Below are 25,473 nucleotides of genomic sequence, written 5' to 3'. Positions count from 1 at the left end.
CGGGCCCCGGAACCTCTGCGCCGGTTCCGGGGCCCTGTGCTGTCCGGCCCCGGCCCATGCCCAGATGGCAGGGGCCTGGAGACTCCCGGACCCCGGGCCCCGGATTCACCAGCCCCAGAAGCTCAGCAGCTCACGAGGTTTCGGCCTGCCGCGCCGCCGCGTCGATCGCGGCCAGCGACTTGCGGACCTGGTTACGGTCGGTCGTGTACCAGAAGTCGGGCAGTGACGCCTTCAGGAAACCTCCGTAGCGGGCCGTCGCCAGCCGCGGGTCCAGTACGGCGACCACGCCGCGGTCCCCCGACGCCCGTACGAGCCGGCCGGCGCCCTGCGCCATCAGCAGGGCCGCGTGCGTGGCGGCGACCGCCATGAAGCCGTTGCCGCCGGCGTCCTCCACCGCCTTCTGGCGGGCGCTCATCAACGGATCGTCCGGACGCGGGAACGGGATCTTATCCATGACGACCAGCTGGCAGCTGGGCCCGGGCACGTCCACGCCCTGCCACAGCGAGAGCGTGCCGAACAGACAGGTCCGCGGATCGGCCGCGAAGTTCTTGATCAGCTCGCCCAGCGTCTCCTCGCCCTGGAGGAGGATCGGGAACTCGGGAACGCGGGAGCGCAGCTCCTCCGCGGCCAGCTGGGCCGCCCGCATGGAGGAGAACAGACCCAGTGTGCGGCCGCCGGCCGCCTGGATCAGCTCCGTGAGCTCGTCCAGCATGTCCGCCCGGTCACCGTCCCGGGCGGGCCGCGCCAGATGCTTCGCGACGTACAGGATGCCCTGCCTGCGGTAGTCGAAGGGCGAGCCGACGTCCACGCCCTTCCACTGCGGAACGTCCTCCCCCTCGGTGCCCTCGGGAGCGAGGCCCAGCGAGGCGCCCACGCCGTTGAAGTCGCCGCCCAGCTTCAGCGTCGCGGAGGTCAGGACGACGGAACGGTCCGCGAAGAGCTTCTCGCGCAGCAGGCCCGAGACGGACATGGGGGCGACGCGCAGCGAGGCGCCGAAGCGGTCGTGCCGCTCGTACCAGACGACGTCCCATTCGGAGCCGTTCACGATCCGCTCCGCCACATCGTGCACGTTCTCCACGGAGGCGAGCGCCTGCTTGCGGACCGCGTCCTCGTCCTGGACGGACTTGTCCCGGGTCGCGCCGATCGCGGAGATCACCGTACGGCAGGCGTCGCGCAGCGCCATCAGGGCGTACCCGAGGTCCTCCGGGATCTCCTCCAGGCGGCCGGGCAGGGCCAGCTCCATCAGCCGTTCGAAGCCCTCGGCGGCGGTCTGGAGCTGGTCGGCCGCCTTCTCGTTGACGAGCTTGGCGGCGCGGCGCACGGCGCGGTTGACCTGGCCGGGGGTGAGCTCGCCGGTGGCGACGCCGGTGACGCGGGAGACCAGCTCGTGCGCCTCGTCGACGATCAGCACCTCGTGCTGCGGGAGGACCGGGGCGCCCTCGATGGCGTCGATCGCGAGCAGCGCGTGGTTGGTCACGACGACCTCGGCGAGTTTGGCGCGCTCGCGGGCCGTCTCGGCGAAGCACTCGGCGCCGTACGCGCACTTCGAGGCGCCCAGGCACTCCCGCGACGACACCGACACCTGGGACCAGGCCCGGTCCGAGACGCCCGGGGTGAGATCGTCGCGGTCGCCGCTCTCCGTCTCGTCCGCCCAGTCGCGCAGCCGCAGCAGGTCCTGGCCCAGCTTGCTGGTGGGGGCGGCGGCCTCGAACTGGTTGAAGAGGCCCTCCTCCTCGTCCTGCGGAACGCCCTCGTGGAGGCGGTGCAGGCACAGGTAGTTGGACCGGCCCTTGAGCATCGCGAACTCCGGGCGGCGGCGCAGCAGCGGGTGCAGGGCCTCCACCGTGCGCGGCAGGTCGCGTTCGACCAGCTGGCGCTGGAGGGCGAGGGTGGCGGTCGCCACCACGACCCGGTCCCCGTGGGCCAGCGCGGGCACGAGGTAGCCCAGCGACTTGCCGGTGCCGGTGCCGGCCTGGACCAGCAGATGGGAGCCGTCGTCGATCGCCGCCGCGACGGCTTCGGCCATGGCCACCTGGCCGGGGCGCTCCGCGCCGCCGACGGCGGCGACGGCGGCGTGCAGGAGTTCGGGGAGGGAGGGCTTCGTCATAGCGCGACCACCCTACGGCCCGGGACTGACAAGCGGGGCGCCGAGGCGGCGGTGCGGGACGGGATCACGATGAGGGCTCCTGGGTGATGGGGGGCCTGGGGCGCGGCCGGCACGGCGCCACCCCCCCTCGCGCCGGCGGGGACCGGACGGCGCGAGCGGTGTGCCGCCGCGGACGGCGCCGTGTTTCCGCGGTTTCCGCGCTACAGCAGACCGCGCAGGTGACGGTCCCGGACCAGCAGCGCGGCACGCTTGGCGGGCAGGTCGACCTCGGCGCAGAGCCGGAAGCCGGCGCTGAGGAAGGCGGCGACGGAAGGGGTGTTGCGCAGGTCGGGTTCGGCGACGACACGCGCACACCGGGGCCGCTGGTCGAGCACGAGGTCGGCGACGGCTCTGAGCAGGACGCCGCCCAGCCCGCGCCCGCGGTCGGCGGCCTCGCCGAGGAGGAGATGGATTCCCGTGTCGTGCGGCCGGGCGGGATAGTGCCGGGCCAGCGGGTCGAGATCGGCCCGGTAGATCTCCCAGTAACTCATCGGTGTGCCCTTCAGCACGCCCACGCACGGAACGCTGCGTCCGTCGCCGTCGAGCTGGGCCCGCAGATGGCCTTCGGTCACGCCGCGCGGTCCGGACAGCTGCCAGAAGGCGGCGACGGCGGGATCGTTCATCCAGCGGGTGATCAGTGGCAGGTCCCGTTCGATCCGGACGGGGACGAGGTGGAACACGCCCGCGGAGGTGACGGCCGGGCCCCAGGCGGCCACCCGGTCGAGCAGGTCGTCCCCCGTCGCCGGCCGCGCGGTGGTGGGGGCCTGCGCGGCCGGCTCCGCGAAGGGTTCCAGGAACGCGTCGGGCAGGCGCAGGTCCAGGGTGTCCTCGTTGTCCGCGCCCCGGCGGGGGCCCGTGCCGGCGCCGGGGCCGCCGTCGGTGGCCGGGACGGTACCCGCGTCGGTGCGCGCGTCGGTGGGAGGCACGGCATCGCTCCTGTCTGGAGACGGGATCGGGAGACGGGACCCGGAGACGGGACCGGGAGACGGGACCGGGCGTGGTTCCCGGAAGCGTCAGCGGTGAAGGGGGTTGGGGACGGTGACGTAGACGGACTGGGTGTCGACCGGGCCGACGAGTTCGTCCAGGCCGTAGGCGCGGGTCAGCAGATTGGCCTTGCAGCGCAGGACGGGTGAGTCCAGCAGCAGGGCGGGCAGCGGGCCGCGCACCGGCCGCGGTCCCGAGACGGCGTCGCGGAGGAACGCGCGGAAGGCGGCGAGCAGCAGCCGCTCGTCGGCCAGGCGCTGGGATCCGAAGGCTCCGATCAGCCCGAACACGTTGTTGATCCCGAGGTAGTACGCGAAGCGCTCGTCGGCGATCTCGTCGGGGACGAAGGTGTCGCTGGCCACGCCGATGCCGGGCAGCCGGGCGTCGAGTTCCGCGCGCCGGGAGGCACGGAAGTAGTAGCCCTGGTTGTCGCGGTAACGGCCGCCCGCGGGCCAGCCGTCGGCGTCCAGCAGGAGCAGCGTGTTCTGCTGGTGCGCCTCCAGGGCGATCCCCGCCTCCCCGTCCAGCCACAGCACGGGCCGTACGACGTGTTCGAGATAGCGCAGGAACCACTCGGCGGCCACGGCGCCCTGCGGGCGGCCGGTCCGCCGGGCGAGCCGGGCCACCACCCGGGCCAGCCGGGACCGGGGTGCGGCGTCGTGTGCCTGCCCGCCGGCCGCCGGGTCGCCCACCCAGGACAGGGGCTGGGGCGCGACCAGGGCGGCGACGCAGGACACGTCGTCCGCGGGGCGGAACGGATTGTGCCGGATCACCACGTCGAGTCCGGGCACGGGCTCCCCCCGCTGGCCGTCGACCCCGATCCAGGCCGGATCGCGGACGATGTCGAAGCCCGGGTGCGCGGCGCGCCAGAGCCGCCCCAGTCCGGTGCGCAGCAGGCGGTGCACTTCGACGCCCCGGTGGAGTTCCTTGCGGAGGTTCTCCCGGCGCGAGTTGGTGATGTCCACCCCCAGCGACAGCTTGAGCATGGCGGGGGCGCCGGTCCGGTGGACGGTCCGCACGGAGGACGTGGGGCACCAGGGGGCGCCCTGGACACCGAGGTCCCGGAGCAGTCCGGCGTCCAGCAGCGCCGCCGGCTCCGGGCGGTCGCGGATCTCGCGGAGCTGCCAGGGATGCACGGGCAGGGCCGCGTACCCCTCGGGGAGCTCCAGGCCGGGTCCGGCGAGACGGGCGGTGAGGTGCGGCGCGGCGACCGGGCGGCCGCGCTCGGTCCAGGCCGAGTCGGCGGCGAGGACGGAGGGCGCGACGGCCAGCCAGTGCAAGGGGAAGGAGCCGCGCGTCTCGGGCGAGTACCGGCCCGCCTCGCTCTCGGAGAACCCCTCGCGGCTTTTCGGGGCCGGGTGCAGCGGGTGCCCGAGGACAAGGGCCTGTTCGGCGGCGAGGAAGCGGTCGGGCGGGTCGGCGGGGCGCTGCCGGCGGTCGCGGATGAAGGCGCTGGTGCGGCGGACCGAGTCGGCGACGCGTGCCACGAGGTCGGCACCCGCGGCGCCGGCCGCGGCGGCCGTGGCGGGGCCCGCGGCGCCGGTTGCGGCCGGCCCGGCGACCTGTCCGGCCAGCAGTGCGGCGACCGTGACCGCGTCGGCGGGCGGGACCGGTCCGGCGGCGTCGGCCGGGTACGGCGGCCCGAAGCGGTGCCAGCCCGTCGGCGACCAGTAGCGCACGGGGACGAGCAGGGCCGTTCCGCCGGCGGGCAGCGGAATGCGGAGGACGCCGTCGCCGGGTGCGGGCAGACCGGCCTCGCGGACCCAGCAGCGGAGAAGGTTCTCGACGGCGGCGGCCTGGGCGGCGACGGCCGGGTCCGGGTGCTCCAGGAGGTCGCCCGCGGCTCCCCCCGGCCGCTCGGCGTCCAGCGCGCCGTCTCGCCGGGGAACCCGCCCGGCCGCGGGCGGGGTCGGCGGCCGTTCACCGGGAACGTCCGCGCTCGGCTGGCCCGTCATCGGGGACGGGCCCGCCTCGGGAGTGGTCGGCGTCTGGGGGGAGATGCGGTGGGCGGGGGGTGCGGTGGTGTTCACGCTGGTCCTCTTGGCGGGCTGTGACGCGCGGGGCGCGTTCGGGGGGTGCGGGCGGAGAGGCCCGCGCGCGGGGGGCGCCGGTCGCGGGGACGCCGGGGGCAGCCGTTGGTGCGGGCCCGGCGAGCGCGGCCGGCTCGGCGGTGCGGGGGCGCGGTGGGCGACAACGGCGGGACCGGGCGTATGGCGGCGGATGCCCGCCGCCGCGGCGCGCCGCCCACCGCGCACGGAAGACGCGGCAGGCCGATCCGCCGGGACTCCCGCGGGCGCGGTCCCGCGGGGCGACGGCTCAGTCCCGCGGGCACGGCGGGAGCCCGGATGCGCGGCCGGTGTGGTGGCGGGCCACGGCGTCCACCGCCTCCACCGCGTCGGCCAGTCGGTCCAGGACCGCCTCCGCCTGTTCCGCGGTGATGGTCAGCGGCGGGAGCAGCCGCAGGACACCCGGGTGCCGGGCGCCGAGGCCCACGATCAGGCCGCGTCGCAGGCACTCGCGCTGGAGGGCGGCGGCGAGTCCGGCCGCGGCGGGGCACGGGCGGCGGGCGCAGCCGTACGGTGCGCCCGCCGGCGCCCCGGACGGGCCGGTGCCGGCCTCCCCGTCCAGGTCCGGGGCCACCGGCTCGACGCCGATCATCAGCCCGCGCCCGCGCACATCGCCGACCCAGGGGAACCGCCCCGCCAGCTCGCGGAGCCGGGTCAGTATCCGCGCCCCCAGGCCGGCCGCGTGCCGGGCGAGCCGGTTCTGGCGGATGTGGGCGAGGGTGGCGGCGCCCGCGGCCATGGCGAGCTGGTTGCCGCGGAAGGTGCTGCGGTCGGCGTCGCGGGGAAGCACGTCCAGGTCGTCGCGGTGGACGACGACGGCCAGGGGCAGGCTGCCGCCGACGGCCTGGGAGAGGACCATCACGTCGGGGGTGACGCCGCTGTGCTCCACCGCCCAGAAGGCGCCGGTCCGCCCGACCCCGGTGTGGCTCTCGTCGGCGATCAGCGGAATAGACCGGTCCGCGGTGGTCCGCCGCACCCGCCGGGCCCAGCCGTCGGGGACGACGACCACCGCTTCCTCGTCCTGCACGGCTTCCAGGACGACCCCGGCGGGCCGCCCCACGCCGGGCACCCGGCCGTCGAGGACGGACTCGGCCCACCGCGCCGCGCCCTCGGCCTCCCGTTCACCGCCGCCGAAGGGGCAGCGGCGGCCCTCCGGACACGGCAGACGGGTGACCGGCGCCGCGTCACCGGGTCCGCCGTGCGGGCAGGGGCCGGCGGGCGTGTCGTGGCAGGCGGCGGTGAACGCCACCACACCGGTGCGTCCGGTCGCGGCGCGCGCGAGCCCGGCGGCCGCCGTCAGCGCCTCCGAGTCGGCCGGTCCGCAGAAGCGCACGCGCGCGCGGCCGGCGAGCCCGGGCGGCAGGGTGCGCAGGAGTTCGGCGACGAACGCGTCCCTGACGGGCGTCGCGAGGTCGAGGACCTGGAGCGGGGCGCCGGAGTCGAGGACCTTGCGGACCGCCTCCAGTACGACCGGATGGTTGTGGCCGAGCGCCAGGGTTCCGCCGCCGGACAGGCAGTCCAGATAGCGGCGGCCGTCCGCGCCCTCGACGGTCAGCCCCCGCGCGCGGACCGGCACGACCGGAAGGGTACGGGCAGGGGTGCGCGCCGCCGGCTCGCAAGCCGTCCGGCGCCTCGGGCGCGCCGCGTCCGCGCCGCCGAGGGCCGCGGCAGGCGACGTTCGCCCGTCGTGGAGCGGCGTCCGCCCGCCCCCGGCCTCCGCGGACGTACGTGCCCCACCGCCTGCCTCGGATACGAACCCCCCATACGCGGATTCCGCCACGGTTCCCTGTCCTCCCGCCGTCCACAGGCGCGCCGGCACGTCGCGTCGCCGTCCGCGCGGGGGACGGCGCCCAGGCATCCGGCCCCCCACCGCTTCAACACCGGGGAGTTCACCGGGTTACGGGTCGCCCCGAGATCGGCGCCGTGACGCAACCGTTGCCGTACCGCCGGAACTCCCCCGCGGCGACCGCCTAATGTGTGGTGCCGTTCCCGGCGCCGTGACGCCGGCGTGGAGCCGCGCGGGCGGCGGCGCCGCGGCCGCGGCGCCGCGTTCTTGTCAGCAGGGGGAGTCGAGGAAACCATGCGATCCATACGGCCGTCGTCCGTCACCCGCCGACGCGGGGCCCGGCCCCGCGGAGCCTTCCCCGTCCCGGCCGCCGTCGCTGTCGCCTCGGCGCTCCTCCTGACCGCCACCGCCTGCGAGCCGGGGGGCGCCGGGGCCGGTGGGGAGCCCGCGGCCTCCGCGTCGGCCGCGGACGACGGCCACGGCGGCATCCGGATCCCGGACCACATCAAGGACAGGCTCGCAGAGCACGGGATCGACGTCGGCAAGTGGCGCGACGGCGCCTGGAGGAACTGGAAGAGGGACGACTGGCTGCGCGAGGCGCAGGACTTCGTCAACCCGATCATCGAGGACCTGTGGAACCCGGGCCGGATGCGGGACGCCGAGGAGCCCGGCCGGGAGGTCGACGCCGGCGACCTCTCCGGCGACCGGGGGGTGAGCGATCCGGAGCCCGCGCCGGTCCGGGCGCGGCCCGTGCCGCCCGCCTACCACGAGAACGCCGCCACGGCCGGCAAGGTGTTCTTCGACTCGCCCGGGGGCTCCAAGGTCTGCTCGGCCACCGTCGTGCGGGACCCGGCCCGTCCCGGCCGGTCCAACCTGGTGTGGACGGCGGGCCACTGCGTGCACGCGGGCAGGAAGGGCGGCTGGTACCGCAACATCGCGTTCGTGCCCTCGTACAACGACGCCGCCCGGCCGGGCGGGGAACTGCGCGGCGCCACCGAGGAGCAGATCGCCCCCTACGGCGTCTGGTGGGGTGACTGGGCGCAGACCTCGGCCCAGTGGATCGAGCAGGGCGGCGCGACGGGCGGGGAGGGTGCCCCGTACGACTTCGCCGTCCTCCACGTGACACCGGAGGAGGGCGCGGGCGGCAGGTCGCTGGAGGAGACGGTCGGCGCCGCACTGCCGGTGGACTTCGCCGCCCCGGCCGTGCGGCGGATGAGGAGCGTGACGGTGACCGGCTACCCGGCGGCGGCGCCGTACGACGGGCAGACGATGTACCGGTGCCAGGGCAGGCCGGGCCGGCTGTCGCTCCGTGCCTCGGATCCGACGATGTACCGCGTCGGCTGCACCATGACCGGCGGTTCCTCGGGCGGCGGATGGGTCGCGACCGGTTCCGGCGGCCGGCCCGCGCTGGTCTCCAACACCTCGATCGGCCCGGAGGCGGCGGGCTGGCTGGCCGGTCCGCGGCTGGGCGAGGAGGCCGAGAGCGTGTACCGGGCGGTCAGCGAGAAGTTCGCCGGGCGGTGAGCCGGCGCCCTGGCCGGGCGGAGGCGCGACGCCCGGTGCGCGCGTGCCCGAGGGCCCGTCCCCTTCCGTAGGGGGACGGGCCCTCGGGCACGGCTCAGGGCATCCGGCCGGCGGTCGCGGCGGTCGCGGCGTCAGGCCGCCGACGTCGGAACGTACGGCGTCAGTTCCGCCGCCAGTTCCTCGTGCACCCGCACCTTGAGCAGGGTGCCCTCCGCGGTGTGTTCCTCGGAGATCACCTCGCCCTCGTCGTGGGCGCGCGCGACCAGCTTGCCGTGCGTGTACGGCACGAGCGCCTCGATCTCGACGGACGGCCGCGGCAGCTCGGTGTCGATCAGCGCGAGCAGTTCGTCGATGTTCTGGCCGGTGCGGGCGGAGACGGCGATGGAGCGCTTCTCGACCCGCAGCAGCCGCTGGAGCACCAGCGGGTCGGCCAGGTCGGCCTTGTTGACCACGACGATCTCCGGTACGCCGGTGGCGCCGACGTCCCTGATCACCTCGCGCACGGCGGCCAGCTGCTCCTCCGGGTTCGGGTGCGAACCGTCCACCACGTGCAGGATCAGGTCGGAGTCGCCGACCTCCTCCATCGTGGAGCGGAACGCCTCGACCAGGTGGTGCGGCAGATGCCGGACGAACCCGACGGTGTCGGCGAGCGTGTACAGCCGCCCGCTCGGGGTCTCGGCCCGGCGCACGGTCGGGTCGAGGGTGGCGAACAGGGCGTTCTCCACCAGCACGCCCGCGCCGGTGAGGCGGTTGAGCAGCGAGGACTTGCCCGCGTTGGTGTAGCCCGCGATGGCGACGGAGGGCACCTTGTGGCGCTTGCGCTCCTGGCGCTTGATATCGCGGCCGGTCTTCATCTCCGCGATCTCCCGGCGCATCTTCGCCATCTTCTCGCGGATCCGCCGCCGGTCCGTCTCGATCTTGGTCTCACCGGGGCCGCGGGTGGCGAGGCCGCCGCCCCCGCCGCCGCCCATCTGCCGGGACAGGGACTGGCCCCAGCCGCGCAGCCTCGGCAGCATGTACTGCATCTGCGCGAGCGCGACCTGTGCCTTGCCCTCCCGGGACTTGGCGTGCTGGGCGAAGATGTCCAGGATCAGGGCCGTACGGTCGATGACCTTGACCTTGACGACGTCCTCGAGGTGGATGAGCTGGCCCGGGCTGAGCTCACCGTCGCAGATGACGGTGTCCGCGCCCGTCTCCAGCACGATCTCCCGCAGCTCGTTGGCCTTGCCGGAGCCGATGTAGGTGGCGGCGTCGGGCTTGTCGCGGCGCTGGACCACGCCGTCGAGTACGAGGGCGCCCGCGGTCTCCGCGAGGGCGGCGAGCTCCGCGAGGGAGTTCTCCGCGTCCTGCACGGTTCCCGAGGTCCAGACTCCGACGAGGACGACCCGCTCCAGACGGAGCTGGCGGTACTCGACCTCGGTGACGTCTTCGAGCTCGGTGGAGAGGCCCGCCACACGGCGCAGAGCCGCGCGCTCGGAGCGGTCGAGCTGGTCGCCGTCCCACTCGGAGTCGATCTCGTGGCTCCAGGCGACGTCCTCTTCCATCAGGGCATCGGCCCGAAGACCCTCGGGGTAGGCGTAGGCGAGGCGCTTGGTGTCCTGGGAAGGGGAAGAAGAGGAGGTCATTGGATCCTTACGTAGCTGGGGAAACCGTCTGCGGCGACGGAACGGGGCCCGGGCGTCGGAGCGGGTCCGTCACCGTGAACAACGCACGAGTACCCCGGGTGATTCCCGTATCCCCCGCGCTCCCGTGCCGCGCCGTCGCCACGATGGTCGCACGGCACGGGGCGTCTCGTCACCGGCTTATTCACCCGCGGATTCCGCGGTGGTCACCCGGTCGGCGGCCGTCGGCTTCCAGTCCGGGTGACCCGGCATGGGCGGGGTCTTCCCGCCGTACAGCCAGGCGCGGAGGAAGCCGTCCAGGTCGCGTCCGGCGATCTCGGAGGCGAGCCGGACGAAGTCCGCGGTCGAGGCCGTGCCGTCCCGGTGCCGCGTCACCCAGGCCCGCTCGAGGCGTTCGAAGGCCGGGCGGCCGATCTCCTGGCGCAGGGCGTAGAGCACGAGCGCGGCGCCCTCGTAGACGTTCTGCCGGAAGATGCCCGTCTTCCCGCCGGTGTCCGGGACCTTCGGCGCGGCCGGCGGGCCCCCCACCGCGCGCCAGCTGTCGGAGGCGGCGTAGGCGTCCTTCATCCGTTCCCGCAGCGACTTGCCCGCCTTCTCCTCGGCGTAGAGGGCCTCGTACCAGGTGGCGTGCCCCTCGTTGAGCCACAGGTCGGACCAGGTGCGCGGGCTGACGCTGTCGCCGAACCACTGGTGGGCCAGCTCGTGCACCATGATCGACTCGACGTACCACTCCTGGTAGGCGGGCTCGGTGAACAGTCCCGTGCCGAAGAGGGAGAGCGTCTGGGTCTCGAGCGCGAAGCCGAGGGGGGCGTCGGCCACGAGCAGCCCGTACGTCTCGAGCGGGTAGCGTCCGATCTTGCTCTCCATCCAGGAGATGTGCGCCGGGGTCCTGGCCGCCCACGGTTCGGCGGCGGCGCGGTGTCTGATGGGCACGACGTCCCGCAGCGGCAGTCCGTGCGGGCCGGTGCGGCGCAGCACCGTGGAACGGCCGATGGAGACCTGGGCGAGCTCGGTGGCCATGGGGTGCCGGGTCCGGTACGTCCAGGTCGCCGACCCGCTCGTCCGCTCCACCCCGGCGGCCAGGCCGTTCGCGACGGCGGTGTGGCCGTCGGGCGCGGTGACCCGGATGGTGAACAGGGCCTTGTCGGAGGGGTGGTCGTTGCACGGGAACACCAGGTGGGCGGCGTCGGCCTGGTTGGCCAGGGCGAGCCCGTCCGCGGTGCGCACCCAGCCGCCCTCCCGTCCCTTCGGGGACGCGGGGTCGCTGGTGTGCCGCACGGTGATCCGCGTCCGCTCGCCCGCGGGCAGCGGCTTCCCGGGTGTGATCACGAGGTCCTCGCCGGCGCTGGTGAACGTCGCGGGCTCGCCGTCGACCTCGACCGCGCCGACCTCGCCGTGCGCGAAGTCGAGGTTGATCCGGTCCAGGCGGGCCGTCGTCCTCGCGTCGATCGTGGTGACGGCCCGCAGCGGCTCGCTGTTCTTGCCGGAGTAGGTGAAGGACAGGTCGTACGACGCCACGTCGTATCCGGGGTTGCCGAGGTGGGGGAAGAGGCGGTCGCCGACGCCCAGCGGGACGGCGGGGGCGCTCGCGGCGACGAGGCTGACCGAGACGGCCGAGGCGAGCAGCGCCGCCGCCCGGCACCGGCGCGGCCCCCTGGCGCGTCTGCGCCCGGCAGGGGTACGGGCGGCGGGGGTGTGGGGGGTGTGCAGCATGCCCCACGGCTATCAGCGCGGGCGCGCGGTCCGGCGGCGGCGCGCGCCCGGCGCACCCGAACGGGTATGGCCATGCCGCGCGCCCGGCGCACACCGAGGCGCGTACCGCGCGGCGTGGTGTTCGCCGGTCAGGCGCCCGGCGGCTGCGGCTGCGCCCGGCTCACGTCGAAGACGCCGGCCACGTCGCGCATCGCGCGCATCAGGGCGGGCAGACGCGCGGCGTCCGGCAGCTGGACGGTGTAAGTGTGGCGGACGCGCTGCCGGTCCGGGGGCTCGACGGTGGCGGAGACGATCTCGGCGCCCTCCACCGCCATGGCCTCGGTCAGGTCCGCCAGGAGATGCGGACGGACGAACGATTCCGCGAGCAGGGTGACCCGGCACTCGGTGGTGTCGCCCCAGCGCACGCCCACCTCCGGGCGCCCCGCGCTCTTCATGCGCGCGGCCCCGGCGCACCCCACGCGGTGCACGGTGACCACTCCGCCGCGGACGGCGAACCCGGTGACCTCGTCGGGCGGCACGGGGGTGCAGCAGCCGGCCAGCCGCACCGAGGCTCCCGGGCGGTCGACGAGGACGTCGGCGGCGCGGCGGGCGGCGCCCGGGCCGGTGGCGGGCGCCTCGGCGCCGGCGGGGCGCGGGACCACCGCGGGCTTCCCGGCGTGCGCCGCCGCCTCGGGGACGCCGTGGTCCGGGTGCGCCGCCAGCCACCGCTGGATGGCGATCCGGGCGGCGGGCGTGTGCGCGTGCTCCAGCCATGCGCTGGAGGGTTCGGAGGCCGGGTCCTGGCCCATGAGCAGCTGGACGGTGTCGCCGTCTCGCAGGACGGTGCTCAGCGTGGCCAGGCGCCCGTTGACGCGGGCGCCGATGCACGCGTGCGCGTCGTCGCCGTACTGGGCGTACGCCGCGTCCACGCAGCTCGCGCCCTCGGGCAGGCTCAGGGCGCCGCCGTCGGGCCGGAAGACGGTGATCTCCCGGTCCTGGGCCAGGTCCTCGCGGAGGGTGGACCAGAAGGTGTCGGGATCGGAGGCGCCGCGCTGCCATTCCAGGAGGCGGGAGAGCCAGCCGGGACGGGTGGGGTCGGCGCGCTCGCCGTCCGCGGGGTCGTCGGACGCCGGGGCGTACGGGTTTCCGAGCGCGACGACCCCGGCCTCGGCGACCTTGTGCATCTGGTGGGTGCGGATGAGGACTTCGACCACCTGGCCGTCGGCGGCGGTGACCGCGGTGTGCAGCGACTGGTACAGGTTGAACTTGGGTACGGCGATGAAGTCCTTGAACTCCGAGACGACCGGCGTCATACAGGTGTGGAGCTCACCGAGGACGGCGTAGCAGTCGGCGTCCTCGTTCACCAGCACGAGCAGGCGGCCGAAGTCGGCGCCGCGCAGCGGGCCGCGTTTGCGCGCCACGCGGTGCACGGAGACGAAGTGGCGGGGCCGGATGAGGACGTCGGCCGGGATGTCGGCCTCGCGCAGGACGGCGCGTACGGCGTCGGCGGTCCCGGCGAGCGGGTCGTCGGCGCGGGCGGCGTTCTCGGCGATCAGCTCGCGCGTGTGCTCGTACTCCGGGGGGTGCAGGACCGCGAAGACGAGGTCTTCCAGCTCCGTCTTCAGGGCCTGGACGCCGAGCCGTTCGGCGAGCGGGATGAGGACGTCCCGGGTCACCTTGGCGATGCGTTCCTGTTTCTCCCGGCGCATGACGCCGAGGGTGCGCATGTTGTGCAGCCGGTCGGCGAGTTTGATCGACATCACGCGGACGTCGTTGCCGGTGGCGACGAGCATCTTGCGGAAGGTCTCCGGTTCGGCGGCGGCGCCGTAGTCGACCTTCTCCAGCTTGGTGACGCCGTCGACGAGGTAGCGGACCTCCTCGCCGAACTCCGCTCCGACCTGGTCGAGGGTCACCTCCGTGTCCTCCACGGTGTCGTGGAGGAGGGAGGCGGTCAAGGTCGTCGTCTCCGCGCCGAGTTCGGCGAGGATCAGCGTCACGGCGAGCGGGTGGGTGATGTAGGGCTCGCCGCTCTTGCGCATCTGGCCGCGGTGCGAGGACTCGGCCAGCAGGTAGGCGCGGCGCAGCGGCTCGATGTCGGCGTCGGGGTGGTGGGCGCGGTGGGCCTCGACGACGTGGCCGATGGCGTCGGGCAGCCGGCCGCGGGCGGCGGGGCCGAGGAGCGCGGCACGGCCGAGACGGCGCAGGTCCAGCCGGGGGCGGGCCTTTCTGCGGGGCACGGTCGCGGCGCCGGTGACCGTGGGCATCACCGGGCCAGGGGTCGCAGGATTCGTGGCCTCCGCGTTCATGGGCACCTCCGGCTGCGTGAACCGGCGGACGGGGCGCCCCAGGGCGGACACGGCTCAGGGGACGGTATCGGTCCCCCGTCCGGGCCGGTGCTTGATGCTATCGAGCCCATCACGTGCGGCCGACCGCCTCTCGCCGAGCGTGAAACGGATCACCCATTCGAGCGACGCTCGGCGGGTTTGCGTTTTCGCGCCGCGGGCGTGGGCCCGGGGCGCGGCGGCCGGGCACCGGGTCAGCCCCTGCGGCGGACGGCTTCGGCCAGCCACTCGGGGGCGATCTCACCCTCCGCGACGATCACCGCGGGGCCGGTCATCTCGATCTCGCCGTCGGGCCGCTCGGTGATCACCAGCGTGCCGCCGGGCACGTCGACGGTGTACGTGGCGGGGGCGCCGGTGACGGACGGGTCGGCGCCGTCCCGGCGGGCGGCGGCCACGGCGACGGCGCACGCGCCCGTGCCGCACGAGCGGGTCTCGCCGGAGCCGCGCTCGTGCACCCGCATCGCCACGTGCCCGGGGCCGCGGTCGACCACGAACTCCACGTTCACCCCGTCCGGGTAGGCGGTGGCCGGCGCGTACGGCGGCGGGGAGAGGAGATCGCCGGCGTGGGCGAGGTCGTCCACGAAGGCGACCGCGTGCGGGTTGCCCATGTTCACGTTGCGGGCGGGCCAGCTGCGCTCGCCCACGCTCACGGTCACGTCTCCCTCGGGCAGGACCGCCCGGCCCATGCCGACGGTGACGTCGCCGTCCTTGGCGATGTGCACGGTCTTCACGCCCCCGCGCGTGGCGACCGCGAGGCCGCCCTCGGCCACGTGTCCGGCGTGCTGGAGGTAGCGGGCGAAGACCCGCACGCCGTTGCCGCACATCTCGGCGACGGAGCCGTCGCCGTTGCGGTAGTCCATGAACCACTCCGCCTCGGCCGCCAGGTGCGCGGCCTCGGGGTGCGCGGCGGACCGCACCACGTGCAGCACCCCGTCACCGCCGATGCCCGCGCGGCGGTCGCACAGGGCGGCGACGGCGGCCGGGGACAGGTCGATGGCGTTCTCCGGGTCCGGAACGATCACGAAGTCGTTCTCGGTGCCGTGCCCCTTGAGGAAGGCGATCCGCGTGCTCATCCCTCGATCGTACGGGGTGGGCACGGCAGTACGGGTACGGCACCGGCCCGGCGGTCCCGGCGCCCGGCGGCGGCGCCGGGGCGGCGGCCGGGCGGCCGGATGCGGTGGTCAGCCGCGCAGCCGGGCCACCCGCCACACGGCCAGCACGACGACGGCGGCGACCACGACGACGTACGCGAGGATCACCCGCCAGTCCGGGCGGCGCCCGGAGCCCCGCTGGGGCAGGCCGGGCCAGGTGTAGCCGACCCGGCGGGCGGCCGTCATGCCCCAGCCGGCCGCGCAGGAGCAGATGAGCAGGCCCAGCATCGCGATCACGGCCCCGCTGTCACCGAAGTCGAACGCCAGCGGGAAGGCGAACATCAGCGAGCCGACCGCACCCAGGCTCACGATGGGCGCGAGCTGCCAGATGCGCAGTTTGCGCTGCGGGCGCAGCTCGACCTCGACCTCTTCCCCGCCCGCGTACATCTCCTCGGGCTCGGGACCGTCGGCCGTGACGCCGCCCTGCGGCTCCTCGGGCCCGTCGGGGCTCAGCGGCGCCCCGGTCGGTTCCGCATCGCCGCGCTCGGCGCTGCCGTCTTCGGTGCTTCGTGCGGTGTCGCGAGGGCCGGCCTCCATCGCCACGCGCCCTCCCAACTCGGACTCCACTTGGTCGATCGAAGCTTGATGATGGCACGGCGCCGGAGGCCGCGCTGACGGCCGGGGCCTCCCGATGCCATGACGTGATCAGGCTGTAACCGGTCGTTCGACCAACGACAGAGCGAGCCGCGGAAGTTCCGCGAGATCCTCCGCGGCCCCGCTCAGCCAGTGCACCCGCGGGTCGCGCCGGAACCAGGAATCCTGACGGCGCGCGAAGCGTTTGGTGGCACGCACGGTCTCGGCGCGTGCCTCGTCGAGCGTGCACGCGCCGGCGAGCGCGGCGAGGATCTGCTGGTAGCCGAGCGCGCGCGACGCCGTACGCCCCTCGCGCAGGCCCCGCGCCTCCAGTGCGCGCACCTCGTCGACGAGGCCCGCCGCCCACATCCGGTCGACGCGGCGCGCGATGCGCTCGTCCAGCTCGGGGCGGGAGACCTCGACGCCGATCTGGAGGGTGTCGTAGACCGAGTCGTGGCCGGGGAGGTTGGCCGTGAAGGGCCGGCCGGTGATCTCGATCACCTCCAGGGCGCGGACGATGCGGCGGCCGTTGCCGGGCAGGATCGCCCGCGCGGCCTCCGGGTCGGCGGCGGCCAGACGGGCGTGCAGCGCGCCGGGGCCGCGCAGCGCGAGTTCCGCCTCCAGCCGGGCCCTGACCTCCGGGTCGGTGCCGGGGAACTCCAGGTTGTCGACGGCCCCGCGGACGTAGAGGCCGGAGCCGCCGACCAGGATGGGCCAGCGTCCGGCGGCGAGCAGCGCGTCGATGCGCTCGCGGGCCAGCCGCTGGTACTCGGCGACGGAGGCCGTGACCGTCACGTCCCAGACGTCCAGCAGGTGGTGGGGGACGCCGCCGCGCTCCTCGGGCGTCAGCTTGGCGGTACCGATGTCCATCCCACGGTAGAGCTGCATGGAGTCGGCGTTGACGACCTCGCCGCCGAGCCGCTGGGCCAGAAAGACGCCCAGATCGGACTTTCCGGCCGCTGTGGGTCCGATGACGGCGATGACGCGGGGGGCGGGGGGTGCACTGCTCACCGCCCCAGTCTCGCAAACCTCCCGACCGCCTCTCGAACGAGTTACGTGACGGTGCGCCTCCGGGGTCGTTGCCCGTTGCGAGGTTCCCGTCACCGGATCACGGGGGCGGCGGCCCGGGCCGCGCAAACGGACGCACCGGGCAACGCGGGCTTTCGCCCGCACGAGTAACGTATGGAGTTGATATGGGCGTTTTTGCACGACTTCTCCGGAGGTCGAAGACCACAGGGGAGGCGCCGGCCGCCGAGGCACAGCCCGGAGCGCCGGCCCCCGCGCAGCCGGAGGAGGCGGCGCAGCGGCCCGATGACACCGGGCCGGGACAGACGGCCGAGCCGGCGGCCGCGGACGCCGCCGAGGAGACCGGATCCGAGAGCGTGGACATCCCCAAGCAGCAGTCCGCCGGGGAGGCGGCCGACAACGAGGCCGGCGAGGGCGCCCGCACGTAACAGCCCCGCGACGGAAGGTGAACCATGGGTCTACTGGACCACGTGAAGGCCAGACTGGGACCGGCGAAGGGCAAGGTCACGGACCTCGCGCAGCAGCACGGGGACAAGATCCAGCACGGTCTCGACCGGGCGGCCAAGGCCGTCGACGAGAAGACCAAGGGCAAGTACGGCGACCGGATCCGGACGGGCACGGACAAGGCCAAGGGCGCCATGGACCGCCTCGCGCACAAGGACGGCACCGCGGCGGACACGGGCGGCGGCACGCCGGGCACCACACCGCCGGCCGGACCGCCGCCGACCTCCTGACCGGCGCACCGGCGTCAACGGCGGGCGCCCGCGCATCGGCGGACGGCCGGGGCACGACAGCTCCCGGCCGTCCGCCCTCTCGCGCGCTCGCCGGCGTGCGGAGCGGCCGGGCGCGCTACGACCAGGCGGCCGCGAGGTATCCCACGCCGTAGGGCGCGTCCTCGTACAGCAGCGCGCCGCCGAGGGCGGTTCCCTCGGCCGCGCCCGCCAGGACTTGCCAGGGGGCCCGCCCGGATACCTTCAGTTCGCGGGCGAGTTCCGCGTCCAGCGCGGTGAGGGCGGCGCCGTCCGCCGCGCCCAGCGCACGGGCGGCCTCCGCGTCGAAGGGCGCCGCCCGCTCGTCCAGATAGCCGGGCGCCTTGACGGTGCGGCAGGCGCTGCCGTCCCCCATCACCAGCAGGGCCACCCGCCCGGCCCGCGCCGCGAGCTCCCGGCCGACGGCGGCGCAGCGCGCGGCCGGCAGCCCCTGGCCGACCGTGATGCCCTCGATCGGCGCGTCGGACCACCCCGTCCGCTCCAGCAGCCGGGCGGCCACCGCGAGCGCGTACGGCAGCTCGCCCCCGGCCGCCGCTTCCCCGCCGGGCCCCAGCCGTACGTCCAGGTCCACGCCGAAGCCGCGGAAGGATCCCGGCGTGCCCTCCGGGTACGCCGTCACGTCGTCGCGCTCGCCGGGTCCGACGACCACGAGCCGGTCGGGCCGGGCGGCGGCCAGCACGCCCAGCGCGTCCGTGCACGCGGCGCGCGCGGCGTCCAGTTCGGGTGCGGCGCCCGCGGCGACTTCGGGCACGAGGAGGGGCGGGCAGGGGCAGACTGCGGCGGCGACAAGCATGATCGGCAGCGTAACGCCGGATGGCCGCCGGCGGGGCGCGCCGGGCACTGCCGACCGTGGCCGGCGGTGCCCTCCTTCCCGCCGCGCCCGCCGGTCAGTCGCAGCCGCAGCCGCTCGCGGCGACCGGCAGCGGCTCGGGCACGCCGATCTTGGGCAGCCCCAGCATCACGCCCGCCGGCTTGGCCCGCTCGGCGGCGTTGCGCTTCTCCCAGGCGTCGCCCGCGCGGGTGCGGCGCACGCTCAGCACCGGGCCCTCGGCGAGGAGGTGGTGCGGAGCGGCGTAGGTGACCTCCACGGTGACCACGTCGCCGGGGCGGACCTCCTGCCGCGGCTTGGTGAAGTGCACCAGGCGGTTGTCGGGGGCCCGGCCGGACAGGCGGTGGGTGGTGCCGTCCTTGCGGCCCTCGCCCTCGGCGACCATCAGCTCCAGGGTGCGGCCGACCTGCTTCTTGTTCTCCTCCCAGGAGATCTCCTCCTGGAGGGCGACCAGCCGCTCGTAGCGCTCCTGGACGACCTCCTTGGGGATCTGGCCGTCCATCTCGGCGGCCGGGGTGCCGGGGCGCTTGGAGTACTGGAAGGTGAACGCCTGCGCGAACCGGGCCTCGCGCACCACGTGCAGCGTCTGCTGGAAGTCCTCCTCGGTCTCGCCGGGGAAGCCCACGATGATGTCGGTGGTGATCGCCGCGTGCGGGATGGCCTCGCGGACCTTGCGGATGATGTTCAGGTACCGCTCCTGGCGGTAGGAGCGGCGCATCGCCTTCAGGACCGGGTCCGAACCGGACTGGAGCGGCATGTGCAGCTGCGGCATCACGTTCGGCGTCTCGGCCATGGCGGCGATGACGTCGTCGGTGAAGTCGCGCGGGTGCGGGGAGGTGAAGCGGACGCGCTCCAGGCCCTCGATCTTCCCGCAGGCGCGCAGCAGCTTGCTGAACGCCTCGCGGTCACCGATGTCGGAGCCGTAGGCGTTCACGTTCTGCCCGAGCAGGGTGATCTCGCAGACACCCTCGCCGACCAGGGCCTCGATCTCGGCGAGGATGTCGCCGGGCCGGCGGTCCTTCTCCTTGCCGCGCAGGGCGGGGACGATGCAGAAGGTGCAGGTGTTGTTGCAGCCGACGGAGATGGACACCCAGGCCGCGTACGCGCTCTCGCGCCGCGTCGGCAGGGTGGAGGGGAAGGCCTCCAGCGACTCGGCGATCTCGACCTGGGCCTCTTCCCGCACCCGGGCGCGCTCCAGCAGCACCGGCAGCTTGCCGATGTTGTGCGTGCCGAAGACGACGTCGACCCAGGGCGCCCGCTTGACGATGGTGTCCCGGTCCTTCTGCGCCAGGCAGCCGCCGACCGCGATCTGCATGCCGGGGCGGCGGGCCTTCTTCGGGGCGAGGTGGCCGAGGTTGCCGTACAGCTTGTTGTCGGCGTTCTCGCGGACCGCGCAGGTGTTGAAGACGACGACGTCGGCGTCGCCGTCGGAGCCCTCGGGGGCGCGGACGTAGCCCGCGTCCTCCAGCAGCCCGGCCAATCGCTCGGAGTCGTGGACGTTCATCTGGCACCCGTAGGTGCGGACCTCGTATGTGCGCTTGGCGTCCACGGGCTGGCTCCGGTCGATGCTGCTCATGCCATAAGGGTAGGCGGTCCCTCGGACAGCTCCGGCCGCCGCCGGTGCGCCCGGGGGTCCGGCCGGGTGCCGCCAGGGTGGGCCCGGGCGGTTCGCGCCGGGCCGGAGCGGCTGAACTCGCCCGGGGTCCGCGCGGCCGTCCGCGGTCTCACTCCAGCCCTATGTGCAGGCGCAGCACGAGCCCCTGGGCCGCCGCCCGGATCTCGACCAGGTCGCAGAGCTGGTGCATGATCCACACGCCTCGGCCCCCGGTCGGCGCGCGGGGGTCGGGGCGTCGGCGGCCGGTGAGCGGATCGTCCAGCCGGCCTCGGTCGCTGATCTCCGCGACGAGCTCCCGGCCGGTCCGCCACATGCGCAGGGTCCCGCGGCCACCGCCGTGGCGCACCGAGTTGCCGGTCGCCTCGCTGACGGCGAGGAGCCAGTCGGGGCGGCGCGCCGGGGGCAGGCCGGCGGCCGCCGCCCAGCGTTCGGCCTCGTCACGCGTGCGCGCCAGCTCCCGCTCGCCGAACGGGACGACGACCGCGTCCGCCGGTTCCGGCAGCGGAACGTCGCAGTCACGGCAGACCTCGCGCGGATCGGCGTACCGGGGACTGGCGCGGTAGGCGCCCGGGCGGCCGACGACGGGGTGGGTGCGGTGCGCCTGGGCCAGCACCTCCTCGGGCAGCGCGGTGTCGTAGGGGCACAGGATGCCGGCCGGCCGCCCCGCGAACGCGAGGTTGATCAGCGCCTCGTGGCGCGTGGCCTCCCACGCCTCCGCCGGTGTACGCCCGACCCAGATCGGCTCGCCGACGATCGACACCGGCGCGGAGGCGTCCTGGTGGCGGTCGGCGAAGTCCTGGAGCGTCGACAGGATGCGGCCCGGATTGCGGCCCTCCCGGGCCATGTCCACCCAGGTGATCTGCTCGTGGGCGTCGCCCAGGGTGTCGCGGAGCAAGGAAAGCCGCCGGCCGGGCACGGCGACCAGCAGGCGACGGCCGTCCTCCAGGGCGTCTCGCACGAACGCCCCCACGCCGTCGGTGTACTCGTCGTCGGTGCCGTAGAACAGGGCGGGGTGGAAGAACGCGCCGTGGCCGCCGGCCGGGCGGGGTGCGCGCGGGTGGGCGGTCATCGTTTCACGGCCTCCCGCGCGGAGCCGGGCCCGGACGCGCACAGGTGCTCCGCCCGTTGCCGGCCGTGGGAGAAGACCGCGCCGCGGTGGCGTCGCGGCCCCGGTCCCCCCGCGGGGGCTGCGGCCGTCTCCGGCACCCTGGCCACGCTGCTCGTCCCTCGTTCGTGCGCTCCGCTTGCCGTCCCATGGAAACACACGCGGCGGGGTGCTCCCGGGCGGGCCCGCACCGGCCGGCGGCCGCCCCGCGCGCGGCCCCGGGCCCGAGCCCCGGGCCCGGGGCTCGGGCCCGGGGCCGTGGCTCGGTCTCAGGGCCCCGGCTCGGGTCAGGGCTCGATGAGACCCGCGCGGATCGCGTAGCGGGTGAGCTCCAGGCGGTCGCGCATGCCGAGCTTCTGGAGGAGGTTGGCGCGGTGGCGTTCGACGGTCTTGGCACTGATGAAGAGCAGCTCGCCGATCTCCTTGGAGGTGTGCCCCTCGGCGACGAGTTTGAGGATCTCCTCCTCGCGCTCGGTGATCGGCCGCTGGGGCAGGCCGTCCCCGCGCTGCAGACGGTCCAGGTAGGAACGGACGAGGGCGCGTTCGGCGCCGGGGTAGATGAACGGCTCGTCGCGGACCGCCGCGCGGCACGCCTCGACCAGATCGCGGTCGGCGACGGACTTCAGGACGTAGCCGCAGGCCCCCGCCTTGAGCGCCTCGAAGAAGTACTGCTCGTTGTCGTACATGGTCAGGATGAGGATGCGCAGGCCGGGCAGGCGGCGGGAGAGTTCGCGGGCTGCCTGGAGGCCGGTCGTGCGGGGCATGGCCACGTCGAGGACGGCCAGGTCGACCTCGGTGGCGCGGGCCGCGGCGACCGCCTCTGCGCCGTCACCGGCCTCGGCGACGACCGTCAGGTCGGGCTCGTTGTCGAGGATGAGGCGCACTCCGCGGCGGACCAGGGTGTGGTCGTCGGCGAGCAGGACGCGTATGGGGGGCGGTGCGGACATCAGCGTTCTCCGGAGGTGGCCGGTGCGTGCGGGGGGTCGTCGCCTCCGGGGGCGGCGGGCGGGGCGTCCGGGGCGGGGGCCGGTAGGGGCGGGCGGGGGGCGTCGCCGGGGACGGCCCGTACGGGTGCGGGGACGGCCTCGCGGGGAAGGGCGGGTTCCGGCGCGAGGACGGCCTCGCGGGGAAGGGCCGGTACCGGTGCGGCGGGGGCTTCTCCCGGCGCGGCCGGTCCGGATGGGCGGGCGGCGTCCGGAGTGAGTGCCGGTACCCGCAGGCGTACGTCGGTTCCCCGCTCGGGGGCGGGTCCCACGTGCAGTGTGGCTCCCGCCAGGAGGGCCCGTTCGCGCATGCCGCGGATGCCGGCGCCCTCCGTGGCGTCGCCGAGGCCGGTGCCGTTGTCGCGGACGAGGAGTTCGACGCCGCCGGGCAGCAGACTCAGGCGGAGCTCGGCGCGGTCGGCGGCGGAGTGGCGCGCGGTGTTGGTCAGCCCTTCCTGGGCCACCCGGTAGATCACGAGTTCGGCTTCCGCGGTGAGCGGGGGCAGCTCGGCGGCGACCCGGTGGCGCACGGTCAGTCCGTCGTGGGTGAACTCGCCGGCCAGCGAGCGCAGCGCGCTGGCCAGGCCGAGCTCCTCCAGGACGCCGGGCCGCAGCCGGCGGGCGATACGGCGGATCTCGTCCAGGCCGGCCCGGGTGGCCTCCTGGACCTGGGTGACGTCCTCGCGCAGGTCACCGGGTGCCCGGTCGGCGACCCGCTTGAGCTGGAGCAGGACGGCGGTGAGGGTCTGGCCGACCTCGTCGTGCAGCTCGCGGGCGATGCGGTGGCGCTCGCGTTCCTGGGCCTGGAGCGCGCGGGCGGCACCGGCGGCACGCTCGGCCTGGAGCCGGTCCAGCATGGTGTTGTACGTCGCGATGAGCTCGGCCGCCTCGGCCGGGCCCGCGACCGCCGGCCGGGCTCCGGGACGCAGCAGGTCGGCGGTGGCCATGGCACGGCTCAGCCGTTGCAGGGGGGCGAGCCCGATCCGCAGCACGGCCGCGTTGCCGGCCAGCAGCGCGGTGAGGCCCGCGAGCAGGAGCAGCGCCTCGCCGGGCAGGACGGGAGTCGACACGGTCACCGGGCCCAGCAGCAGTGCCGTGGCGATGACCAGGCCCGTGGCGTTGAGCGAGAAGATCCGCCAGAACAGCGACACGGTCTTCTTCCCACTCCTCCCGGTCTTCGCGCACGGTCCCGCCGCAACCAGCCTCGCCGTCCGCGCCCTGCGGCGTATATCCGTCACGACACCCATATCGCCACCGTACGTGCGGATGGCAGCATGGCGGCGCGCCGGGAGCGCGTCACGGACGTGCGGCGAGCGCGGCAAGACCGGCAAGAGGACGAAGGGGAAAGACGTGTCCGCTCCACGCCTGAGGGCGACGCCGCTGCCGGGTATCGGGATGCAGTACGACCTGATGACCCGGGAGCACCGCCACCTGTCGGTGGTGGCCCACCGCGACGGCGCCCGCACGGTGAGCGTGTACCGGGCCGACGACCCCGACTCCTGCGCCCAGTCGCTGCGGCTGACGGGTGCGGAGGCGGGCGCGCTGATCGACGCGCTCAAGCCGTCCCACCACAGCGCCAGCCTGCTGTACACCACGGACCTGGGGCTGGTCGCCGAGCGGATCGAGGTGTCGGCGACCTCTCGCTGGAACGGGCGGGTGCTGGGCGACACGCGGATGCGGACGGACACGGGCGCGTCGGTCGTCGCCGTGCTGCGGCGGGCGGAGGCGATCCCCTCGCCGGCGCCGGACTTCCGGCTGGTCGGCGGGGACACGCTGATCGTCATCGGCACGCGCGAGGGCGTCGACGCCGCCGCGACGATACTCGGGCGGGAGTGAGGGAGCCGGTGCACTCCGCGGTCCTGCTGATCGAGTTCGGTTCCATCATTCTCTGCCTCGGCCTTCTCGGCCGGTTCGCCGCCCGCTTCCGCCTCTCCCCCATACCGCTGTACCTGCTGGCCGGGCTGGCCTTCGGAGAGGGCGGGCTGCTGCCGCTGGGCGCGAGCGAGGAGTTCGTGGCCACCGGCGCCGAGATCGGCGTCATCCTGCTGCTGCTCATGCTGGGCCTGGAGTACACGGCCGGTGATCTGGTCACCAATCTGAAATCCCACTACCCGGCGGGCCTGGTCGACGGGGCGCTCAACGCCCTGCCGGGCGCGGCGATGGCGCTGCTGCTCGGCTGGGGCCCGGTGGCCGCGGTCGTCCTGGCCGGGGTGACGTGGATCTCGTCGTCGGGCGTGATCGCGAAGGTGCTCGGCGATCTGGGCCGGGTCGGCAACCGCGAGACGCCCGTGATCCTCAGCGTGCTGGTGCTGGAGGACCTGGCGATGGCGGTGTACCTGCCCATCGTCACGGCCCTGGTGGCCGGGGCCGGGCTGCTGGCCGGGAGCGTGACGCTGGCGATCGCGCTGGGCGCGGCGGGGCTCGTGCTGTTCGTGGCGGTGCGCTACGGCCGGGTGATCTCCCGGTTCGTCTCCAGCGACGACCCGGAGAAGCTGCTGCTGGTGGTGCTGGGCCTGACCATCCTGGTCGCCGGTGTGGCGCAGCAGCTCCAGGTGTCCGCGGCGGTCGGGGCGTTCCTGGTGGGCATCGCCCTGTCCGGGGAGGCCGCGGAGGGCGCGCACACGCTGCTGAGCCCGCTGCGCGACCTGTTCGCCGCGGTCTTCTTCGTCTTCTTCGGGCTGCACACCGACCCGGCCAGCATTCCGCCGGTGCTGCTGCCGGCCCTGGGGCTGGCCGTCGTCACCGCCCTGACCAAGATCGCGACCGGTTACTGGGCGGCGCGGCGGGCCGGCATCTCCGTCAGGGGCCGCTGGCGCGCGGGCGGCGCGCTGGTGGCGCGCGGCGAGTTCTCGATCGTCATCGCGGGGCTCGCGGTCTCGGCCGGCATCGAGCCGTCGCTGGGCCCGCTGGCCACGGCGTACGTCCTGATCCTGGTCATCCTCGGCCCGCTCACCGCCCGCTACACCGAGCCCTTGGCCACCCGTCTGACCCGCCGCCGCGCCACCGCCCACCGGGACACCGGCGCGGACCTCACCCCGCGCCCGGCGGAAGCGGAAGCCGGAGCGGAGACACCGGTGGGCGACTGAGGGGCGGTGCCGGCACGCGGCTCCCCGGCACGCGGCGCCCCGCGCGGCGCGTTGCTCCCCCCGTCCGCGCGGGGGGCCGCCCCGGCGGCAGGGGTGGGAGCCGGTCCGAGTGACTACGTCCAGTTCGTGCTGCCGGGCATCCTCGTGATGTCGGTCGTGATGATCACCATGTA

20 protein-coding genes are annotated in these 25,473 nt (G+C 75.0%); 5 read left to right on the top strand and 15 right to left on the bottom strand.

Going from position 1 to position 25,473, the window contains the following annotated elements:
* Positions 1-130: 130 nt before the first annotated feature.
* From AB0L74_RS19835 to AB0L74_RS19820, 4 genes are all read right to left on the bottom strand, one after another.
* Positions 131-2,107, bottom strand: coding sequence for an ATP-dependent DNA helicase (locus tag AB0L74_RS19835; protein WP_365653588.1), 1,977 nt, complete (start codon positions 2,105-2,107; stop codon positions 131-133).
* Positions 2,108-2,307: 200 nt separating this feature from the next.
* Positions 2,308-3,072, bottom strand: coding sequence for a GNAT family N-acetyltransferase (locus tag AB0L74_RS19830; protein ID WP_365653585.1), 765 nt, complete (start codon positions 3,070-3,072; stop codon positions 2,308-2,310).
* Positions 3,073-3,159: 87 nt separating this feature from the next.
* Positions 3,160-5,160, bottom strand: coding sequence for an IucA/IucC family protein (locus AB0L74_RS19825; protein WP_365653582.1), 2,001 nt, complete (start codon positions 5,158-5,160; stop codon positions 3,160-3,162).
* A 286-nt stretch (positions 5,161-5,446) separates the two neighbouring features.
* Positions 5,447-6,772 (bottom strand): aminotransferase class III-fold pyridoxal phosphate-dependent enzyme, encoded by a 1,326-nt coding sequence (locus AB0L74_RS19820; RefSeq protein WP_365653579.1) that lies wholly within the window; start codon positions 6,770-6,772, stop codon positions 5,447-5,449.
* Between the two features lie 504 nt (positions 6,773-7,276).
* Here AB0L74_RS19820 and AB0L74_RS19815 point away from each other — a divergent pair.
* The gene (locus AB0L74_RS19815; protein ID WP_365653576.1) at positions 7,277-8,506 is read left to right on the top strand and encodes a hypothetical protein; all 1,230 of its coding nucleotides are present in this window, start codon (positions 7,277-7,279) and stop codon (positions 8,504-8,506) included.
* A gap of 131 nt (positions 8,507-8,637) precedes the next feature.
* Here the strand turns inward: AB0L74_RS19815 and hflX are convergent, their stop codons facing one another.
* The 6 genes from hflX to miaA all read right to left on the bottom strand — a co-directional run bounded on the left by hflX (position 8,638) and on the right by miaA (position 16,897).
* On the bottom strand, positions 8,638-10,131 hold the full coding sequence (hflX, locus tag AB0L74_RS19810; protein ID WP_365653573.1) for a GTPase HflX: 1,494 nt from the start codon (positions 10,129-10,131) through the stop codon (positions 8,638-8,640).
* A gap of 177 nt (positions 10,132-10,308) precedes the next feature.
* Positions 10,309-11,841, bottom strand: coding sequence for a M1 family metallopeptidase (locus tag AB0L74_RS19805; protein ID WP_365653569.1), 1,533 nt, complete (start codon positions 11,839-11,841; stop codon positions 10,309-10,311).
* 128 nt (positions 11,842-11,969) lie between these two features.
* Complete coding sequence (locus tag AB0L74_RS19800) at positions 11,970-14,126, bottom strand: HD domain-containing protein (RefSeq protein ID WP_365653923.1); 2,157 nt, start codon at positions 14,124-14,126, stop codon at positions 11,970-11,972.
* Positions 14,127-14,356: 230 nt separating this feature from the next.
* The gene (gene dapF / locus AB0L74_RS19795; protein WP_365653567.1) at positions 14,357-15,235 is read right to left on the bottom strand and encodes a diaminopimelate epimerase; all 879 of its coding nucleotides are present in this window, start codon (positions 15,233-15,235) and stop codon (positions 14,357-14,359) included.
* Positions 15,236-15,343: 108 nt separating this feature from the next.
* The gene (locus tag AB0L74_RS19790) at positions 15,344-15,850 is read right to left on the bottom strand and encodes a hypothetical protein (protein WP_365653919.1); all 507 of its coding nucleotides are present in this window, start codon (positions 15,848-15,850) and stop codon (positions 15,344-15,346) included.
* Positions 15,851-15,958: 108 nt separating this feature from the next.
* Positions 15,959-16,897, bottom strand: coding sequence for a tRNA (adenosine(37)-N6)-dimethylallyltransferase MiaA (miaA, locus tag AB0L74_RS19785; RefSeq protein WP_365653564.1), 939 nt, complete (start codon positions 16,895-16,897; stop codon positions 15,959-15,961).
* A 182-nt stretch (positions 16,898-17,079) separates the two neighbouring features.
* Between miaA and AB0L74_RS19780 the strand changes: the two genes are divergently transcribed.
* Positions 17,080-17,340, top strand: a complete 261-nt coding sequence (locus AB0L74_RS19780) for a hypothetical protein (protein ID WP_365653561.1) — start codon at positions 17,080-17,082, stop codon at positions 17,338-17,340.
* A gap of 24 nt (positions 17,341-17,364) precedes the next feature.
* On the top strand, positions 17,365-17,646 hold the full coding sequence (locus AB0L74_RS19775; protein WP_365653558.1) for an antitoxin: 282 nt from the start codon (positions 17,365-17,367) through the stop codon (positions 17,644-17,646).
* A gap of 115 nt (positions 17,647-17,761) precedes the next feature.
* Here the strand turns inward: AB0L74_RS19775 and AB0L74_RS19770 are convergent, their stop codons facing one another.
* From AB0L74_RS19770 to AB0L74_RS19750, 5 genes are all read right to left on the bottom strand, one after another.
* Positions 17,762-18,475 (bottom strand): class III extradiol dioxygenase subunit B-like domain-containing protein, encoded by a 714-nt coding sequence (locus tag AB0L74_RS19770; RefSeq protein WP_365653555.1) that lies wholly within the window; start codon positions 18,473-18,475, stop codon positions 17,762-17,764.
* Positions 18,476-18,569: 94 nt separating this feature from the next.
* Positions 18,570-20,087 (bottom strand): tRNA (N6-isopentenyl adenosine(37)-C2)-methylthiotransferase MiaB, encoded by a 1,518-nt coding sequence (gene miaB / locus AB0L74_RS19765; protein ID WP_365653551.1) that lies wholly within the window; start codon positions 20,085-20,087, stop codon positions 18,570-18,572.
* A 148-nt stretch (positions 20,088-20,235) separates the two neighbouring features.
* Entirely contained in the window at positions 20,236-21,195 is a 960-nt protein-coding gene (locus tag AB0L74_RS19760) for a sensor histidine kinase (RefSeq protein ID WP_365653548.1), read from the bottom strand.
* Between the two features lie 323 nt (positions 21,196-21,518).
* The gene (locus tag AB0L74_RS19755) at positions 21,519-22,178 is read right to left on the bottom strand and encodes a response regulator transcription factor (RefSeq protein ID WP_365653545.1); all 660 of its coding nucleotides are present in this window, start codon (positions 22,176-22,178) and stop codon (positions 21,519-21,521) included.
* Complete coding sequence (locus AB0L74_RS19750) at positions 22,178-23,461, bottom strand: HAMP domain-containing sensor histidine kinase (protein WP_365653542.1); 1,284 nt, start codon at positions 23,459-23,461, stop codon at positions 22,178-22,180. Before AB0L74_RS19750 ends, AB0L74_RS19755 begins: the two co-directional genes overlap by 1 nt.
* A gap of 103 nt (positions 23,462-23,564) precedes the next feature.
* Here AB0L74_RS19750 and AB0L74_RS19745 point away from each other — a divergent pair, with 103 nt between their 5' ends.
* Positions 23,565-24,050, top strand: coding sequence for a TrkA C-terminal domain-containing protein (locus tag AB0L74_RS19745; RefSeq protein ID WP_365653538.1), 486 nt, complete (start codon positions 23,565-23,567; stop codon positions 24,048-24,050).
* A gap of 8 nt (positions 24,051-24,058) precedes the next feature.
* Positions 24,059-25,300 carry a cation:proton antiporter gene (locus AB0L74_RS19740; protein WP_365653534.1) on the top strand — a complete coding sequence of 414 codons (1,242 nt, stop codon included), beginning with the start codon at positions 24,059-24,061 and terminating at the stop codon, positions 25,298-25,300.
* The last annotated feature ends 173 nt before the right edge of the window (positions 25,301-25,473 follow it).

This window comes from Streptomyces sp. NPDC052020 (assembly GCF_040680575.1).
In the GTDB taxonomy this organism is placed as follows: Bacteria; Actinomycetota; Actinomycetes; order Streptomycetales; family Streptomycetaceae; genus Streptomyces.
The sequence above is the reverse complement of the archived record's forward strand: the minus strand, read 5'-3'. Positions and strand labels throughout refer to the sequence as shown.

Bases quoted from the DNA above. Each gene is read 5' to 3' on its own strand.
- AB0L74_RS19835 (WP_365653588.1), bottom strand. From the start codon at position 2,107: ATGACGAAGCCCTCCCTCCCCGAACTCCTGCACGCCGCCGTCGCCGCC.
- AB0L74_RS19815 (WP_365653576.1), top strand. From the start codon at position 7,277: ATGCGATCCATACGGCCGTCGTCCGTCACCCGCCGACGCGGGGCCCGG.
- AB0L74_RS19755 (WP_365653545.1), bottom strand. From the start codon at position 22,178: ATGTCCGCACCGCCCCCCATACGCGTCCTGCTCGCCGACGACCACACC.
- AB0L74_RS19805 (WP_365653569.1), bottom strand. From the start codon at position 11,841: ATGCTGCACACCCCCCACACCCCCGCCGCCCGTACCCCTGCCGGGCGC.
- AB0L74_RS19760 (WP_365653548.1), bottom strand. From the start codon at position 21,195: ATGACCGCCCACCCGCGCGCACCCCGCCCGGCCGGCGGCCACGGCGCG.
- AB0L74_RS19770 (WP_365653555.1), bottom strand. From the start codon at position 18,475: ATGCTTGTCGCCGCCGCAGTCTGCCCCTGCCCGCCCCTCCTCGTGCCC.
- AB0L74_RS19780 (WP_365653561.1), top strand. From the start codon at position 17,080: ATGGGCGTTTTTGCACGACTTCTCCGGAGGTCGAAGACCACAGGGGAG.
- AB0L74_RS19790 (WP_365653919.1), bottom strand. From the start codon at position 15,850: ATGGAGGCCGGCCCTCGCGACACCGCACGAAGCACCGAAGACGGCAGC.
- miaB (WP_365653551.1), bottom strand. From the start codon at position 20,087: ATGAGCAGCATCGACCGGAGCCAGCCCGTGGACGCCAAGCGCACATAC.
- hflX (WP_365653573.1), bottom strand. From the start codon at position 10,131: ATGACCTCCTCTTCTTCCCCTTCCCAGGACACCAAGCGCCTCGCCTAC.
- dapF (WP_365653567.1), bottom strand. From the start codon at position 15,235: ATGAGCACGCGGATCGCCTTCCTCAAGGGGCACGGCACCGAGAACGAC.
- AB0L74_RS19800 (WP_365653923.1), bottom strand. From the start codon at position 14,126: ATGAACGCGGAGGCCACGAATCCTGCGACCCCTGGCCCGGTGATGCCC.
- AB0L74_RS19750 (WP_365653542.1), bottom strand. From the start codon at position 23,461: ATGGGTGTCGTGACGGATATACGCCGCAGGGCGCGGACGGCGAGGCTG.
- AB0L74_RS19775 (WP_365653558.1), top strand. From the start codon at position 17,365: ATGGGTCTACTGGACCACGTGAAGGCCAGACTGGGACCGGCGAAGGGC.